This window comes from Pseudomonas sp. p50(2008) (assembly GCF_015351605.1).
Lineage (GTDB): Bacteria > Pseudomonadota > Gammaproteobacteria > Pseudomonadales > Pseudomonadaceae > Aquipseudomonas.
In genome coordinates, this window is sequence record NZ_JACMYF010000010.1 from 328,407 (window position 1) to 344,429 (window position 16,023).

General features: G+C 59.5%; 15 protein-coding genes and 1 pseudogene. 9 read left to right on the forward strand and 7 right to left on the reverse strand.

Going from position 1 to position 16,023, the window contains the following annotated elements; all coding sequences use genetic code 11:
• Positions 1–2 precede the first annotated feature (2 nt).
• Positions 3–470, forward strand: a complete 468-nt coding sequence (gene cynS / locus H7698_RS26740) for a cyanase (RefSeq protein ID WP_194693343.1) — start codon at positions 3–5, stop codon at positions 468–470.
• Positions 471–642: 172 nt separating this feature from the next.
• A complete protein-coding gene (locus H7698_RS26745; RefSeq protein WP_194693344.1) occupies positions 643–1,302 on the forward strand; it encodes a carbonic anhydrase in 660 nt (219 codons plus the stop codon).
• A gap of 33 nt (positions 1,303–1,335) precedes the next feature.
• Here the strand turns inward: H7698_RS26745 and H7698_RS26750 are convergent, their stop codons facing one another.
• Positions 1,336–2,838: an aldehyde dehydrogenase family protein gene (locus H7698_RS26750; RefSeq protein WP_194693345.1), complete on the reverse strand. Its 1,503-nt coding sequence runs from the start codon at positions 2,836–2,838 to the stop codon at positions 1,336–1,338.
• Between the two features lie 430 nt (positions 2,839–3,268).
• On the opposite strand from H7698_RS26750, the gene H7698_RS26755 reads away from it, so the two are divergent.
• From H7698_RS26755 to H7698_RS26765, 3 genes are read left to right on the forward strand one after another with little or no spacing between them, the layout of a single operon-like run.
• Positions 3,269–3,472, forward strand: coding sequence for an HvfA family oxazolone/thioamide-modified RiPP metallophore (locus H7698_RS26755; RefSeq protein ID WP_162440303.1), 204 nt, complete (start codon positions 3,269–3,271; stop codon positions 3,470–3,472).
• Positions 3,473–3,529: 57 nt separating this feature from the next.
• On the forward strand, positions 3,530–4,045 hold the full coding sequence (locus tag H7698_RS26760; RefSeq protein ID WP_194693346.1) for an HvfX family Cu-binding RiPP maturation protein: 516 nt from the start codon (positions 3,530–3,532) through the stop codon (positions 4,043–4,045).
• 53 nt (positions 4,046–4,098) lie between these two features.
• On the forward strand, positions 4,099–4,797 hold the full coding sequence (locus tag H7698_RS26765; protein ID WP_194693347.1) for a dienelactone hydrolase family protein: 699 nt from the start codon (positions 4,099–4,101) through the stop codon (positions 4,795–4,797).
• A 198-nt stretch (positions 4,798–4,995) separates the two neighbouring features.
• On the opposite strand, the gene H7698_RS26770 is transcribed toward H7698_RS26765, so the two are convergent.
• Entirely contained in the window at positions 4,996–5,610 is a 615-nt protein-coding gene (locus H7698_RS26770) for a cell wall hydrolase (RefSeq protein ID WP_194693348.1), read from the reverse strand.
• A gap of 199 nt (positions 5,611–5,809) precedes the next feature.
• Between H7698_RS26770 and H7698_RS26775 the strand changes: the two genes are divergently transcribed.
• The 3 genes from H7698_RS26775 to H7698_RS26785 all read left to right on the forward strand — a co-directional run bounded on the left by H7698_RS26775 (position 5,810) and on the right by H7698_RS26785 (position 8,986).
• Positions 5,810–6,661 carry a CAP domain-containing protein gene (locus H7698_RS26775; RefSeq protein ID WP_194693349.1) on the forward strand — a complete coding sequence of 284 codons (852 nt, stop codon included), beginning with the start codon at positions 5,810–5,812 and terminating at the stop codon, positions 6,659–6,661.
• 335 nt (positions 6,662–6,996) lie between these two features.
• Entirely contained in the window at positions 6,997–7,875 is an 879-nt protein-coding gene (locus H7698_RS26780) for a serine hydrolase domain-containing protein (RefSeq protein WP_194693350.1), read from the forward strand.
• A gap of 103 nt (positions 7,876–7,978) precedes the next feature.
• Complete coding sequence (locus H7698_RS26785; RefSeq protein WP_194693351.1) at positions 7,979–8,986, forward strand: GlxA family transcriptional regulator; 1,008 nt, start codon at positions 7,979–7,981, stop codon at positions 8,984–8,986.
• A gap of 167 nt (positions 8,987–9,153) precedes the next feature.
• Here H7698_RS26785 and H7698_RS26790 read toward each other — a convergent pair.
• Positions 9,154–9,324, reverse strand: a pseudogene (locus H7698_RS26790) (MFS transporter); the annotation flags it as partial.
• Between the two features lie 294 nt (positions 9,325–9,618).
• Entirely contained in the window at positions 9,619–10,830 is a 1,212-nt protein-coding gene (locus tag H7698_RS26795; protein WP_194693352.1) for a M24 family metallopeptidase, read from the reverse strand.
• 361 nt (positions 10,831–11,191) lie between these two features.
• On the opposite strand from H7698_RS26795, the gene speF reads away from it, so the two are divergent.
• The gene (gene speF, locus H7698_RS26800; RefSeq protein ID WP_194693353.1) at positions 11,192–13,375 is read left to right on the forward strand and encodes an ornithine decarboxylase SpeF; all 2,184 of its coding nucleotides are present in this window, start codon (positions 11,192–11,194) and stop codon (positions 13,373–13,375) included.
• Between the two features lie 26 nt (positions 13,376–13,401).
• Here speF and H7698_RS26805 read toward each other — a convergent pair whose 3' ends face one another.
• The 3 genes from H7698_RS26805 to H7698_RS26815 all read right to left on the reverse strand — a co-directional run bounded on the left by H7698_RS26805 (position 13,402) and on the right by H7698_RS26815 (position 15,961).
• A complete protein-coding gene (locus H7698_RS26805) occupies positions 13,402–14,070 on the reverse strand; it encodes an ATPase (RefSeq protein WP_194693354.1) in 669 nt (222 codons plus the stop codon).
• 276 nt (positions 14,071–14,346) lie between these two features.
• The gene (locus tag H7698_RS26810) at positions 14,347–14,850 is read right to left on the reverse strand and encodes a GNAT family N-acetyltransferase (protein ID WP_194693355.1); all 504 of its coding nucleotides are present in this window, start codon (positions 14,848–14,850) and stop codon (positions 14,347–14,349) included.
• A 196-nt stretch (positions 14,851–15,046) separates the two neighbouring features.
• The gene (locus H7698_RS26815; RefSeq protein ID WP_194693356.1) at positions 15,047–15,961 is read right to left on the reverse strand and encodes a hypothetical protein; all 915 of its coding nucleotides are present in this window, start codon (positions 15,959–15,961) and stop codon (positions 15,047–15,049) included.
• Positions 15,962–16,023 lie beyond the last annotated feature (62 nt).

The window sequence follows — 16,023 nt, forward strand, 5'->3', positions numbered from 1 at the left end:
CCATGCAACAGTCCTACGCCTACAACGATCCAAGCCTGGCCCTCACCACGAAAATCCTGGAGGCCAAGGCGCAAAAAGACCTGTCCTGGCAGGATCTCACCGATGGCACCGGCCTTGGCCTGGCCTACGTCACCGCAGCCCTGCTCGGTCAGCATCCGCTGCCGGAATCTGCTGCCAAAGTCATCGGCGAGAAACTCGAACTGGACGCTGACGCAGTGGCCCGCCTGCAGATCATCCCGCTGCGCGGCAGCCTCTGCGGTGTCCCGACAGATCCGACCATTTACCGCTTTTACGAAATGATCCAGATCTACGGCACCACGTTGAAGGCGCTGGTTCACGAACAGTTCGGCGACGGCATCATCAGCGCGATCAACTTCAAACTCGACATCAAAAAAGTCGAAGACCCGGAAGGCGGTTCCCGCGCCGTGATTACCCTGGACGGCAAATTCCTGCCATTGCGTCCTTTCTAAACGAACCGCGCACGTAATACCGCGAAACCTGTAGCAGCTGCCGAGCCCGCGAGGCTGCGTTCGAGGACGAAGTCCTCGCCGCCCAACCCCACGACTCCTGCGAAGTCGAACGCAGCCTCGCAGGCTCGGCAGCTGCTACAGGAATCTGGTCAACTCATCAGAGGAAGCAACCATGAAAGCGCTGATTGAAGGTTTCTTGAAGTTCCAGAACGACGCGTTTCCGCAACGTACTGATTTGTTCAAACACCTGGCGACCACCCAGCACCCCGGCACCTTGTTCATTACCTGTTCCGACAGCCGTGTAGTACCGGAACTGTTGACTCAGCAAGAGCCGGGTGAACTGTTCGTGATCCGTAACGCAGGCAACATCGTCCCCTCCTACAGCCCACACCCGGGCGGTGTTTCGGCCACCGTGGAGTATGCGGTCGCGGTACTGGGCGTGACGGATATCGTGATCTGCGGCCATTCGGACTGTGGCGCCATGACGGCGGTTGCCCACTGCAAATGCATGGACCACCTGCCTGCCGTCAGCGGCTGGCTGCAACACGCCGAGTCGGCAAAAGTCATCAATGAATCCCGCGTGCACGCCAATGACGCCGCGAAGGTGAGCTCGATGGTTCGCGAGAATGTGATCGCCCAACTGGCCAATATCCAGACCCACCCAAGCGTGCGCCTGGCCCAGGAAAAAGGCCTGTTGAACCTGCATGGCTGGGTCTACGACATCGAGACCGGCTCGATCGATGCCCTGGATGCCGACAGCCGCGGCTTTGTGTCACTGATGGACCACCCGACAGTCTGCGCGGCTTATGGCAAAGCGGTCGCCGCCGCCTGATCAGACGACAGCGACCGCCATTGCAGCGGTCGCTTAGCGTTTGACGCTTAGATCGGTCTGCGTCATGCGACTGCGGATCGTGAACACACCGTCTCCCGAAAGAATCGCACTGCGCGCAAACAGACGGCCACTTTCCCAGTTCGAAAGTCCCAACTCCGGCTTGTTCAAGGCGTATTGGCCGTCAACCCAACGGGTTATCCCGTTGCCCACGAACGGCGCATTGACCGCGTTATAGAAGCGCGCTTGAGCGGCGGCATCTTCGCTGATCAACGAGACCGTGAATTGTGGGCTGTAGCGATTGAACAAGGCGATGGACTGGTCCAGGTCATCAACGATTTTCAGGCTGACTTCCGGCGTCTCCTCCCATTCCCACTCGCGCCCCAATTGCGCTTCGGGCAAAGGTTCGGCCAGCGATTCGGTGCGATAGCCTTGCGCGCGATACACCTCGACGCTCGCGGTTTGCCAGTCCGCCGGCAAGCACAGCTCGCTGCCTTCGACGATGTGCAACTTGCAGCCCTGCCCCCGAGCAGCGCCCGCCTGTTGCAATGCATCGAGAAACAGCGGCACCAGTTCTGCCGCACGGTCGCGGTGTATCAGGCAAACGTTGAGGGTGTTGCAGACTTTACGGTCGAGGGAATTGCGCACCACGCTGGCAAAGCGCCGGGCATCGGCGTCCTTGTCCGCGATGAGCCAGGCGCCGCCGGTGCCGTGCAGGCTGACCGCGGTGCCGGACTGCTGGGCGATACTGCCGAGCTGACTGACCGCTCGACCCGAACCGCGGGCCACCGCCAGCGACAGGCGTCGGTCGGCGAACATGGCCCAGCCCGCAGCGTGATTGACGCTTTCCACCAGCGACACGGCGCCGGCGGGCAATCCCGCATCGGCCAGTGCGGGGTTCAGTGCATGGGTGACGATGGCTTGAGCGGTGCCCAATGCATCGCTGCCAATGCGCAGCACGGCGGTGTTACCGGTACGCAGTACGCCAGCGGCGTCCGCGAAGACATTCGGCCGGCCTTCGAACACAAACGCGACGATGCCCAGCGGCGAGACCACTTGCTCGACTTTCCAGCCGTCATGCTCGACACAGCTGATCACTTTGCCGCGAGTCGCCGACGCATCGCGCCAGGCCCTGAGGCCGGCGATCATGTCCCGGCGCATGGGTTCATTGGCCAGCAACCGCGTAGTAGAACGTCCGCGCGACCTGGCTCGTTCGATATCGGCCAGGTTAGCGGCCTCGATCAACGCCCAGGTTTCCTGGCTTTCCAGACGCTGGGCGAAACGGTCGAAAAACTCGCTGATCGCCTGATCCGATACGTTGGACATAGCCTTGAACGCCGCCTCAGCACGCTCGATCGCCACCGCTGCCGCTTGCTGGTCGGACACGGGGATCAGCAACAGTTCGCCGCTGACCTGTTCCACCAGCAGATGGTCACCAGGCTGGAATCGCGCGGCCAGTTCGGGGCTGACGACAGAGACACGGTTACCAGCGAAAGGGATCGGCGTGCCAGCGACTAGACGTTCGAGCGCAAGAGACATGAAGCGGATTCACCATGCAATGGGCGGGCGGAAAAGGTACCGGAAAACCGTTGGGGCGTCATCATCACCCGCCCTCTCTCCCTGTCCTCCCTCGCCCTGTAGCAGCTGCCGAGCCTGCGAGGCTGCGTTCGACTGCGTAGCAGTCGCCAGATCCGATGAACAGGTCATTCAGGTGCATCGCATGTATCGGGATTACGACTGCTTCGCAGCCGAACGCAGCCTCGCAGGCTCGGCAGCTGCTACAGAGATCGTGGGGGCATTAATATTTCGCATACACGTATCACTCTGTATCCGACCCGTGTCCCGACACACTATCCCCCAAACCCCCACCTCCACGACACATCACCGATACACCCGCCTGTTGAAATTTGCCTGTCGATTGGCCAAGCCGATCAAAGCGCATCACTCAACTCAGCAACGGAGTATCACCATGTTCAAACTCTCGACGTCCTCCCTGACCCTCGGCCTGCTCTTCGCGGGTGGCCTGGCCCTGTCCAGCGCCGCTTCGGCCTCCGAATCCGAAGCGTTCAGCATGAAGCAGCTGGCCCACGGCTACAGCCAGGCCCAGGCCGACACGGCGGAAAAACCCGCTGAAGGCAAATGCGGCGAAGGCAAGTGCGGCGCCGGCGAGTAACCCATTGCGGGGGGCACGCCGTTGCCCCACCTCCCTGACTGAACGGAAACAATGCCCATGAGCACCTCAATTTCTTCGGCCGTCAAAGGCCTGCACCTGAACCTCGACCGTGCCGGAAGCTGGATCGCGCCGCTGACCTTGCGGGTGTTCCTCGCCTGGGAGTTCTTCGAGTCCGGGCTGGAAAAATGGAATGGCCAGAACTGGTTCGCCGACATCCAGGAGCGCTTTCCGTTTCCGTTCAACCATGTGCCAGCGACCTTCAACTGGGAGCTGTCGATGTGGGCCGAACTGATCTGCGCCCTCGCCCTTCTGGTGGGCCTGGGAACACGGGTTTCAGCCGTCATTCTGATCGTGGTCACCATCGTCGCGACCGCTGCCGTTCACTGGCCGGCCGATTGGTCTACATTAAGTGAGCTTGCACAGGGTTATGCCATCAGCAACAAGGGCCACGGCAACTTCAAGCTGCCGCTGATCTACCTCGTTGCCCTCATGCCGTTGTTGTTCACGGGCGCTGGCAAACTCAGCCTCGATGGACTGCTGTCGCGAATTTTCTGGCGTCGCAACAATCATTGAAATGTTAACGTGGCAGCCTTCACCCCACCTTACTCGAGTAGACAGGAGCCACCATGAGCGTGACCACCCAATGGATCGAAATCGACAGCGCCGACGGTAAATTCGGCGCGTACCTGGCCATTCCCCACACTCAGAAAGGCCCGGGGATCGTGCTGATCCAGGAAATCTTCGGCGTCAACGAACACATTCGCTCCGTCGCCGAGCAGTACGCTGCCGATGGCTACCTGGTCATCGCGCCGGACCTGTTCTGGCGCAGCGGCCCGCGCATCGAGCTGAATTACGACGAAGCCGGCTGGAAACGTGCCGTCGAGTTGATGAACGCCACGGACGTCGGCAAAGCCCAGGACGACATCAAGCTGACCATTGAAGCGCTCAAGTCCCAGCCTGGCCTGGACGGCGGTGTCGCCTCCATCGGTTACTGCTTCGGCGGCCTGCTCTCCTACCACACCGCCGCCAACGGCCTGGTTGACGTGGCGATCGCTTATTACGGGGGAGGCATTCAGAACCAGCTGGACCGTGCCGATGAAATCACCGTCCCGTTCCTGATGCACTTCGGTGAAGAGGACAGCCACATTCCATTGGACGCCGTGGAACAAATCGCCGAGCGTTTCGAAAACAACGATTACGTCGAAATCGTCGTGTACCCGCAGGCTGAACATGGTTTCAACTGCTCCCATCGCGACAGCTACAACCAGCGTGCAGCGGCTGAGTCCCATGGCAATACCCTGATCTTCCTGGGCCAGGAACTGTAAAACCGGCGCCCACTGAAAAGGCCCCTTCATCGATTGATGTTGGGGCCTTTTTTTCAGCAGTGTCTGGCGAAAATCCATTGTGGGAGCAAGCCTGCTCGCGATGGCGGTCATGCATTCACTATTGATTTCGCCTGACACGGCCCCATCGAGCAAGCCCGGTTCCTACCGGGCCGTGACTAACCCGCCTGAGGTTCGTGCTTATTTCGCATCGCCCCCACGCGGCTTGTAAAACCGAAACCGGCCGATATCCGCCGTCTTGATGTACTTGCCCGCCCAATCCGGTCTCACGGTCTTGTCGTGAAAATACATCGCGCCCAACGTCCGGTCATTGAGGGTCTTGTTCAGTGCCTTGCGCGCGATTTCCTTGGCGACGGCATATTCCGCGTCCTCCTTGACCTGATCCGAACGCCCGTCACACCACCAGGAGAACTGGCAGTTTTTGATTTCCGAACCTTGCTTGACCACTGCGCACACCGTGTCCGGAAAACCTTCATGACCCAGGCGATTCATCACCACGCTGGCAACCGCTTCCATTTCATTGGTTTTGCGCCCTTTGGCCTCCCAATAGATGGAGCGTGCAAGGCAGGTGATAGCATCATCCAGTGGCGCCTTACCGGCAGGATCGACGGCCTGAACTTCGGAGGTGGTGATGGCCTCGGCTTTGGGTACCGGGACATCGGCGCTCTTCTCTGCGGCTTTTTGTTCCAGTACCTCGGCCTTGTCCTCGGCCTTTTTCTGTTCCTGGTCAGTGGCCGACACGTGGCTGCTGAAAAGGGATATTGCCAGGCAGGTTGCTATCCACATCAATCGCATGATCGACCCTTCTGAGGGAACGGATTCGGGCAACGCATTTGCGACGCTATCACCCGATTCAAGGGTGACCTGGCTTGATTGTAGTAGCCAGAATCCATTTCAACAGGCACGCAACAAACTGTATTTCGGCGCAAAAAGACATTGCGCTTGCGGGGGTGAAATCGCGCATCATGGGCGCAGTCAGTTCAAGGGGACTTCCATGCGTTTCATACCATCTGCCATGCGTCTTGCCGCGTTGTCGTTGAGCCTGTCGTTCGCCACCCAGGCACTGGCCGCGGAAGAAAAACAACTCATCGACTCGATCAACGCCTACCGCAGCCAGCCCCAACGCTGCGCCGATCAGGTAGCACCGGAGCTACCCCCACTGGCGGGTGATCCGCGACTGGCGCTGTCCGATGCCAGCGCCCGCAACCTGCAACAGGCCATGGCCACCGCGGGTTATCCAATGGTCAACGTGCAAGTCATCACCCTGTCCGGGCCACGCGATGCGCCGTCGGCCATGAAAGCCATTCAGGAAAGCTTCTGCCACGTAGTGCTCGACCCGCAGTTCGTTGACATCGGTGTCCGCCACGAAGACCGGGACTGGCGCATCGTGCTGGCACGACCGCTGCTGACCGGCCGTTTGGGTGACTGGCAGGCGGAAGGACAAAAACTGCTGACCCAGCTCAACAACGCCCGCAGCCAACCCCGCCAGTGCGGCTCGCAATCCTTTGCTGCCACCACGCCGCTGGCCTGGAATGCATCGTTGGCAACCGCCGCCGAGGCGCACTCGCGTTCCATGGCCAACAACAACTTCTTCGATCACAAGGATCGCGACGGCCGCACCCCCGGTGACCGGGCAGAACTGTCGGGCTATAACGCTCAGCAGATCGGCGAAAACATCGCTGCCGGGCAAGACACCACTGGAAAGGTCGTCGATGGCTGGATCTCCAGTCCCGGCCACTGCGCCAACCTGATGAACCCGCAATACAAGGAACTGGGTGCGGCGTACGCGGTGGACCCGAAAAGCGATGCCGGCATCTACTGGACAGCGATGTTCGGCACGCAGTGAGGACCGTCAGCTATCAATTTCCATGATCTTTCAAATCATGCAGCCGAATTTTTTATTTCTTCCAGAGATGGTCAAAATGGCCGCACTTTTAAAATCTATGGAAGACATCTTCATGAATCTCAATTTTGCGTTCGCGTGCATGATCGTTGTGTCGTTTGCGATTGCACTGGGGCACGCCTGATCAACCTGAAGTCCACGGCGATGGCTTTAGCGCCTTGCAAGCGCGGGGATCGTCGTGGTGCTGAAGGATCCAGTCGCTTTCTCGTTCAATCATTTCGTCGCACGCCTGGCATTCTGGCAAACTCTCCCCGCGCCCCCACTTAGAGCAGTCAGCGATGCTTTTCTCCCTTGTCTCGAACGGTTCTCCACTCACGCCTGATCGACCGGATGCCACGGTTGCGTGGTGGAGCTTCACCAAAACCGTGCTCGCGACGGCGGCACTGTCACTTGTCCGCGACGGCCTGATCGCACTGGATGACGAATTGCCCGAAGGCCCCTTCACCCTGCGCCAGCTGTTGCGCCACGAGGCCGGGCTGGCGGATTACAGTGAACTTGCCGACTACCATGCCGCCGTTGCCCGCCATGAAACACCGTGGCCGGCCGAGGAAATGCTGCAACGACTCGAGGCAACCCGCCTGCGCTATGCACCGGGAAGTGGCTGGCGCTACTCGAATGTGGGCTATTGGTATGTGGCTCGACTCATCGAGCGAGTCTCCGGGCTCGAACTCGGTGAGGCGCTGACGCAACGCGTGTTCGCCCCTTTGGGTTTATCGCGCATTCGCCTCGCCCGTACCGAAATCGACCTGCACGGCGTGAACATGGGCACGGCCACCCACTACAACCCAGGGTGGGTCTATCACGGCCTGCTCGTCGGACCGCTGGTGGAAGCGGCGCTGTGCCTTGACCGACTGCTCACCGGCGAGCTCCTGGCGCACGCCTTGCTCGCTCAAATGCAAACAACCCGAACGCTTGGCGGACCGATCCCCCGACGTCCCTGGGTTGCGCCCGGCTACGGGCTCGGCCTGATGCACGGCCCGGTCGACGGCGGACGGATTCTGAGCGGCCACACCGGCGGCGGACCTGGCAGTGTGGTGGCGATCTACAACAGTGTGTGCGGTCATGAGCGCACCACCTGCGCCGTCTTTTCCGACGGCGCCGACGAAGGGGCCGTGGAGGCCGAAGCCGTGCGTCTGTTGAGCGAGCACTGGGTGTAAGATTCAATGACCCGACCGCAGGGTCACCCTCATAAAAAAGAGATGACGCTGCGCCCGCCCAGTGCTTGCGCAGAACGCGTCACAGGTAAAGCGGAGCGTATTGATGAAGGCGAAAATCCACCCTGCAGAACGTGTGGCCAATGAACAACGGCCCGTGAAAACCGTGGGCTTTCTCGTCATACCCAACTTCACCACCATCGGCTTCGCCTCCTCGGTGGAAACCTTGCGCATGGCCAACATGGCGGCGCGCCAGCCGATGTTTCGCACGGTGGTCATCGGCGCCACGCTGGACCCGGTCACGGCCAGCAACGGCATGCGCATCCTCCCGGATTATTCGATTGAAGATGCGCCCAAACTCGACATTCTGTTCGTGGTCGGCTCCAACCCGATCGTGTCCAACCACAGCAGTCGGCCGCTGCTCAACTGGCTGCGCAAACTCGCCCATCAACAGGTCACGCTGGGGGGCATCTGCACCGGCAGTCATCTGCTGGCCCGCGCCGACCTGCTCAAGGGCTATCGCTGCACCATTCACTGGGAAGACATCGAGGCCCTGAAAGAGCGTTTCCCCGGCATCATCATTTCCAATCAGCTGTTCGAGCTCGATCGCGACCGTTTCACCTGTTCCGGCGGTGTGGCGTCCATGGACATGACCTTGCAGCTGATTGCCCGTGAACCGGGTGGACGAGACATCGCCGCCCATGCCGCCGAGTTACTGCTGTGTGATCGGGTGCGCGGGGCGCAGGAACAACAGCGCGTGCCGTTGCGACAGAAACTCGGTACCTCCCAGCCCAAGCTCAGCCAGATGGTGGCGATCATGGAGGCCAATCTTGAAGAGCCGGTGAGTCTCGAAGAACTGGCACGCTTGAACGAGGTGTCGGTGCGTCAACTGGAGCGGCTGTTTCACAAACACCTGCAACGCACACCGAGCCAGTACTACCTGGAACTGCGCCTGTCGCGGGCACGACAGCTGTTGCTGCGAAGCGAATCGCAGGTCCGCGACATCGCCCTCGCCTGCGGCTTTGTTTCGCCGGCGCATTTTTCCAAATGCTATAGCCGGTTTTTTGGTGTATCGCCGATTGGTGAGCGTCGGCAGGTGGCGGCGGTGCATTGATGGGTTGGCGTCGGGATTGAAATGGAGGGTGTTCCTGATGGCCCCCTCGCGGGCAAGCCCGCTCCCACATTAGACCGAGTTATCTAGACGGACGCGGTCACTGTGGGAGCGGGCTTGCCCGCGATGGCGCCCTCAAAATCACCAACAACGACTCAGGGCAACCCGGATCAATCCTGCAACGCCTTATGCGCCGTCTCCCGGGCCGCCAGCATCGCAACCAACGCCACCGCTGCCGCGGCCAACAAATACCAGGCCGGTGCCATCTTGTTCCCGGTCATTTGAATCAACCACGTCGCAATAAACGGGGCCGTCCCGCCAAACACCGCATTCGGCTCATTGCGCACCTCCGGTGGTAGCGGTGCGGTAATCGGGTTGGACCGTCGAGATGTGGAACATGACAAATACCCTCTATTGTTTTACTTGGCAGGGTTAAGGGTCAGTAAGTGCCGTGGCGAGGGGATTTAGCGAAACGTCGCACCGCCCCGTTGGGCTGCGAAGCAGCCCCAAAAACTGCGACCGAGGTGTGTCAGGTACACCGAGTGCGCTGGTTTTACGACTGCTGCGCAGCCGAACGGGGCGGTGCGACGTTTCGCTAAATCCCCTCGCCACAAAAGCTCAATGCACCAGCGCTTTTACTTCTTGATGATGTTGTGCTCTGGCCCGTACGGGAACCTGGTGATGTTTTCCCCGCCCTGCTCGTTGACGATCAGGATGTCGTGCTCACGATACCCGCCTGCACCCGGCAGGCCTTCCGGCAGCATGATCATCGGCTCGATGGACACCACCATCCCCGGCTCAAGCACCGTGTCGATGTCTTCGCGCAACTCCAGCCCGGCTTCGCGACCGTAGTAATGGCTCAGCGTGCCGAACGAGTGCCCGTAACCGAAGGTGCGGTATTGCAGCAGGTCGTGCTCCAGGAAAATTTCGTTGAGTTGCAGGGCGATATCGCAGCAGCGCATGCCTGGCTTGATCAGTTTCAGGCCGGCCTCATGCACCTTGACGTTGACCTCCCACAAACGCAGGTGCTCGTCGGAGCAGTGATCCAGGAACAACGTACGTTCCAGTGCGGTGTAGTAACCGGCGATCATCGGGAAGCAATTGAGGCTGAGAATGTCGCCCTTGTTGACCTTGCGCGAGGTGACCGGGTTATGCGCACCATCCGTGTTGATACCGGACTGGAACCAGGTCCAGGTGTCCATCAATTCCGAGTCCGGGAAGGTGCGCGCAATCTCGCGCACCATCGCCTGGGTGGCGTGCAGTGCCACTTCATATTCCGGAACCTGGTCGCGCAGTGCTTCGACGATGGCCGCGCCACCGATGTCCGCGACGCGAGCACCGTGACGGATGATCGCGTGCTCTTCAGCGGACTTGATCATGCGCATGCGCATGCACGGCGCGGCGATGTCCACCAGCTCGGCCTGCGGATAGCGGCTGGCGAGCTTGTCGCGGTTGAGCAGGTTCAGGTGATCGAACTCGATGCCGATGCGACCGGCCTCGGGCAGCGCTTGCTGAATGGCGACGAAGTAGTTGTCGCGCTGCCAGTCGGTGTAAACGATGTTCTCGGTGCCGACGGTCCGGCGCCATGGCTGGCCACCGTCGATGTTGGCGCTGATGGTCACCGCGCTGTCCTGGGTCACCACCAGCGCGTATTGACGGCCAAACGAGCAGTACAGGAAATCGCTGTAATAGTTGATGTTGTGGTACGAAGTGAAGACCGCCGCGTCAATATTATTTTGCGCCAGGTAAGCTCGCAGTTTGGTCTGACGGTTGGCGTATTCCTGAGCCGAGAACGTCGGGCTCGCTTTCTCGCCGTTCTTGATCTGGATGGTTTTCGGCATTTGCATGTCATAGATCCTTGTCAGTGATTGAGCGACAGAGGGCGCCACTCTGGTGGGCCGCTGGAGATCATTCGAACAGATGCAAGGACTGGTTTTTTGCGCGAATCCGACCTGTAGTTGGTCAGATCCGCTGTAGTCGTGCGCACATGTTCAAGGGGGTGCGCGCGCCCCGCGTCAATCAGAGGCCGGTTTTCAATCCGTCGTCAGTCGTCGACTCCCGGTTGTCCGCACCCACCTTCCAATCCGACCAATCACGTCTATAACCAGTGTTGGCATGATTTGGATCAGGGTGTTTTCATCGATCCCTGAGTAAATTGATCGCTTGAAAAACAGCGGACAAGTGACTGTCCGCCAGGAGAATTTGCGCATGAAAATCTTGAAGATAGCTGCCAGTGATACCGCCATCGATTGTTTTCAGACCTACAGGGAGGTGGTACCCATCAGTCAGACCGACTACACCGACATCGCGGTTGCGGTGTTCTCGGTCGAAGACGTGATGGCAGGCGCTCTGGAATCGCTCCAGCGCACGGGTTTCGATATTCCGATTTTCCTTGCGACCTCCCCCGGCACCGGCAACCGCGCACGCGACGTCTATAAGCACCTGGAAAACGTACTGCTGCAGGTGAACGGCATTTTTGACCGCTCGCGCAACAACGTCGAATACCATGGCCACCAGCTCGAGACCGCCGCGAAGGCCTACGAAGAGAGCCTGCTGCCGCCGTTCTTCGACGCCGTCAAGCGCTACACCGAATCGGCGAACGTGACGTTCGCTTGCCCTGGCCACCAGGGCGGTCAGTTTTTCCGCAAACACCCGGCGGGTCGGCAGTTCTTCGACTTCTTTGGCGAAACGCTGTTTCGCGCCGACATGTGCAACGCTGACGTCAAGCTGGGCGATCTGTTGATCCATGAAGGCCCGGCGCTGCTGGCGCAAAAACATGCCGCCAAAGTATTCAACGCGGACAAGACCTACTTCGTACTCAACGGCACCTCGGCCTCCAACAAGGTGGTTACCAACGCACTGCTGACGCCTGGCGACCTGGTGCTGTTCGACCGCAACAACCACAAGTCCAACCACCAGGGTGCCTTGATCCAGGCAGGCGCTACGCCGGTGTACCTGGAAACCGCGCGCAACCCCTATGGCTTCATCGGCGGCATCGACGCCCACTGTTTTGAAGAAGAATACCTGCGCGAATTGATCGCTGAAGTGGCGCCGGACAAGGCCCAACAGCCGCGCCCGTTCCGCCTGGCGATCATTCAACTCGGCACCTATGACGGTACTGTCTATAACGCCCGTCAGGTGGTCGATCGCATTGGCAAGTTGTGCGATTACATCCTGTTTGACTCGGCGTGGGTGGGCTACGAACAGTTCATCCCGATGATGAAAGACTGCTCGCCACTGCTGCTGGACCTGCACGCGGACGACCCGGGCATCTTCGTGACCCAATCGGTGCACAAGCAGCAGGCGGGGTTCTCCCAGGCTTCGCAGGTACACAAAAAAGACCGTCACATCAAAGGACAAGCCCGCTACTGCAGCCATGCGCAATTGAACAATGCGTTCATGTCCCAGGCGTCCACCAGTCCGTTCTATCCGATTTTTGCCTCACTGGACGTGAACGCGCGAATCCACTCGGGCCGCAGTGGCCTGAAGCTGTGGGATGACTGCGTGAAATTCGGCATCGACGCACGCAAATTGATCCTGGAAGCCTGCACCATGGTCCGCCCATTTGTGCCCGCTACCATCGAAGGCCGTGCGTGGGAGGATTACCCCACTGAAGAAATCGCCAACGACCTGCGGTTCTTCGAGTTCCATCCCAAAGATCGCTGGCATGCCTTCCAGGGCTACGGGGAAAAGCAGTACTTCATTGACCCGTGCAAATTGCTGTTCACCACCCCCGGCATCGATCCGGTTGATGGCAGTTACACCGATTTCGGCATTCATGCCGGCATTCTCGCCAACTTCCTGCGCGAGAACGGCATCGTTCCGGAAAAGTGCGACCTGAACTCGATTCTGTTCCTGCTGACCCCGGCTGAAGACTGGGCAAAAATGACCCACCTCGCCGCGCAAATCGCGCGTTTCGAACGCTTCGTCAATGACAACGCTCCGATGAGCCGCGTGTTGCCGGCCATCTATGCGCGTTACGAAGCGCGCTATCGCAACTACACCATTCGCCAGCTCTGCCAGGAGATGCACGACCTCTACCGCAGTCACAACGTGCAGCAACTGCAGAAACAGATGTTCCGCAAGGAACACTTCCCGAAAAAGGCCATGAACCCCCAGGCTGCGCAGTTCGAATTCATTAGGGGCAACATCGAGTTGGTGGCGCTGGCCGATGCCGATGGTCGCATCGCCGCCGAAGGTGCGCTGCCCTACCCGCCGGGCGTGCTCTGCGTCGTGCCGGGGGAAATCTGGGGCGGTGCGGTGCTCAAGTACTTCCTGGCGCTGGAAGAAGGAATTAACGCGTTGCCAGGTTTTACCCCGGAACTGCAAGGCGTTTACTTGAAGGAAGTTGAAGGGCGTATCCGTGCGTATGGGTACGTGATCAAGAACTGACGCGAGTTAATGTGTGGCCAGGTCGCCTATTTAGTCGCGACCTGAGCCACATCACCCGCGCTCACCAACGCCTTGAGCGAGGTATCGAACTGCTTCAAGGCGTTCACTTGCAACTCGGTTTGCTGATCGATTTGCGCTGCAATCTCCGGCGCCGCTTTGCCGTGAACCCAAAGCGAAGGCATCTGCTTTTCCCGTGAGCCTTCGGCCTGGCCGATGTACTGCAGGTTCGAGTCATAGAACTTCGCCAGGAATCGCGCTTGCACCTGTGGATTGCGCTTGGACACCAGGCGGCTATACGAATCCAGCATCACCACCACGTCCGGATGAGCTTGCACGACCGCGTCCAGGCTGTCGTAGACCTTGACCGATGCGAACTCCTTCTGCAACGACCCCATCAACCAGTCAATCGCCATGGTCGGCTCGGAGCTTCTGACGAACGCGCTGCTGATACGCGAGTCGAGCTGAGGGTTCCTCGCGCCATTCACCGCGACCGCGTGGTACTGCTCCAGGTATTCGATCGTGTTGAGGGTGTTTTCGCTGTAGATCACCCCGACCGACCGGGCATGACGCAGATCGGCTGAGCTGTTCGCAACAGGGAGAAAGTGGCAGGACGGGGCGGCGGCGTAGGCAGGCGCAGTGGCAGCGAGGCTGCCCGTGAGAACGGCGGCAATGGCCAGCAGGGAAGAGAGTCTCATCGCACAGGTTCCTTCAAAGGCGAGTTCGGTATGTGGTTATCTTCCTCTCTTGATGGAAATACTGAAGATGCATTTCTTGATGGTGGTTATCGATTAAACGAATGGTTGGGTGTCTGTGTATCAGCCAGGACCCTGTAGCAGCTGGCGAAGCCCATGGTGAGGAGATTTAGCGAAACGTCGCACCGTCCCGTTGGGTCGCGGAGCGGCCCTGAAATCTCTACGACTGCTGCGCAGCCGAACGGGGATAAATCCCCTCACCACGGGCTTCGCCAGATTCTATAAAGTCGGGTTAACCGCTCGGGTCGAGGGGAGATCGAAAAGCCTCTTCACCATCGGCACGCACGCCAGTTGCAGCCCCGACGGTGACTGGTAAATCGCAACCTGCTCTCCCACGTAGCCGCATCGCCGGTAGAAGTCAGCCGCGTTCAACGTAGCGTCCAGGATGACTTCATCCAGCCCTAACTCCCGAGCCAGGGACTCCAGGAAATCAAGCATCCGCTTGCCAATGCCCTGCTGCATGAACCCCGGAAGCACAAAGATCGCGCCGATTTCCTTGTTCTTCAGGTCTAGCATTCCCGTTGCTACCGGCTCGCCCTCGATGCACCCCAGATAAAAGTGCTTTTCCATCAGGTCGCAATAGCCGTCCTCGGCCTTCCCGGCTGTCCAGGCCTGCATTTGTTCCGGGGTATACGCGCCGATGCATTGATGCCGTATCGCTTTGAGGCGAATGTCGAAGGCTGTCCCGCAGTCGTCGTACCGGGCTCGTTTGATGTCCAACATTTCGATCTCCATCAGCCAGTGGCGGACGGCGCATTAAAAAGCCCCGTCCATTTCTGGCGGGGCCTTTGGGTTACTACGTCAGGTAACAAGCACGCGTGAACTCATGGTCCGCCAGAGGCAGTCATGGAAGTGCACATCATGTTCATGCTGAGTGTGTCGTTCATGGTTCGATAGTGTTGTTTGGCGCCCTGGATTGTCAATCCTGCAACACCGGGACAGGCTCGGCGCGGTTTGACGCCGCGTCATCCAGAATCGCGTCCAGGGTGGCGAGGAACAGGTCGTGGCTCAGAATCCCGGTGCAGACTGTCGACAGCACTTCATTCCCGGCCTCGTCCTTGATCACCACCAATTCACTCCACGCACTCAAATCCACGGTGCGCAAACTCGACATCGGCACCTTGCGACCCTGCACCTCCAGAAACTCGCGCGTCATCAAGATAGGCTGCGTTTCCACATCGAGGAAATTGCCTTTCATGCGCTTGCCCCATACCGCACTGCTCGGTACGTACTTGAAAGTCACCACCCCGCCGCCTTCCAGGGTCTGCATGACGGCAGGGAGGCGTTCGCGCACATGCAGCTCACGCACCCGCCGCTGGAAGTCATGAAACCCCTTGAGGGAATGAATGACCCGGTGAAACGGCTCGTTTGCATTGCGCCGGTACGCCAGGTTGGTGATCAGGCCGCTGATTGCCGCCTGCCCGGAGCTGAACAGATAAAGGTCTTCGATCTGGACAAAGGGAACGTATTCCTTCTTCGCGCCGATGATGTGCGCGATGCCCTGTTCGTAGACTTCATAGCTGCCCTGACGTAAGCGCTTTTGCCAGACAAACAGGCCAAAAAGGCCCGCGGCGATCACCGCCAGGAATGCGCTGGCGAAGTACATCATCATTTGCGGGCTGGAAAAATCCAGGTGGGTGCCGCGGCTGGTGTTCACACTCACAGGTCCCGAGCTGCCTGCGGGCAGAATCGTGCTCAGGTACAGCACGAAACAGGCCATGCCCAGCATGACAAGACCGACGATCAGGATGAAAATCGGGAAACCCTTGCCATGGCGGAAGGACGCGATTAACGCACCGGTGACCGGTGTAGACGCAGATGAGGATTGCTGCATGAGGTTCTTGCTTCCTTGTAAGAGAGAGTCGAGACGCGCCGCCATCCAGGCTGGCTTCGCCG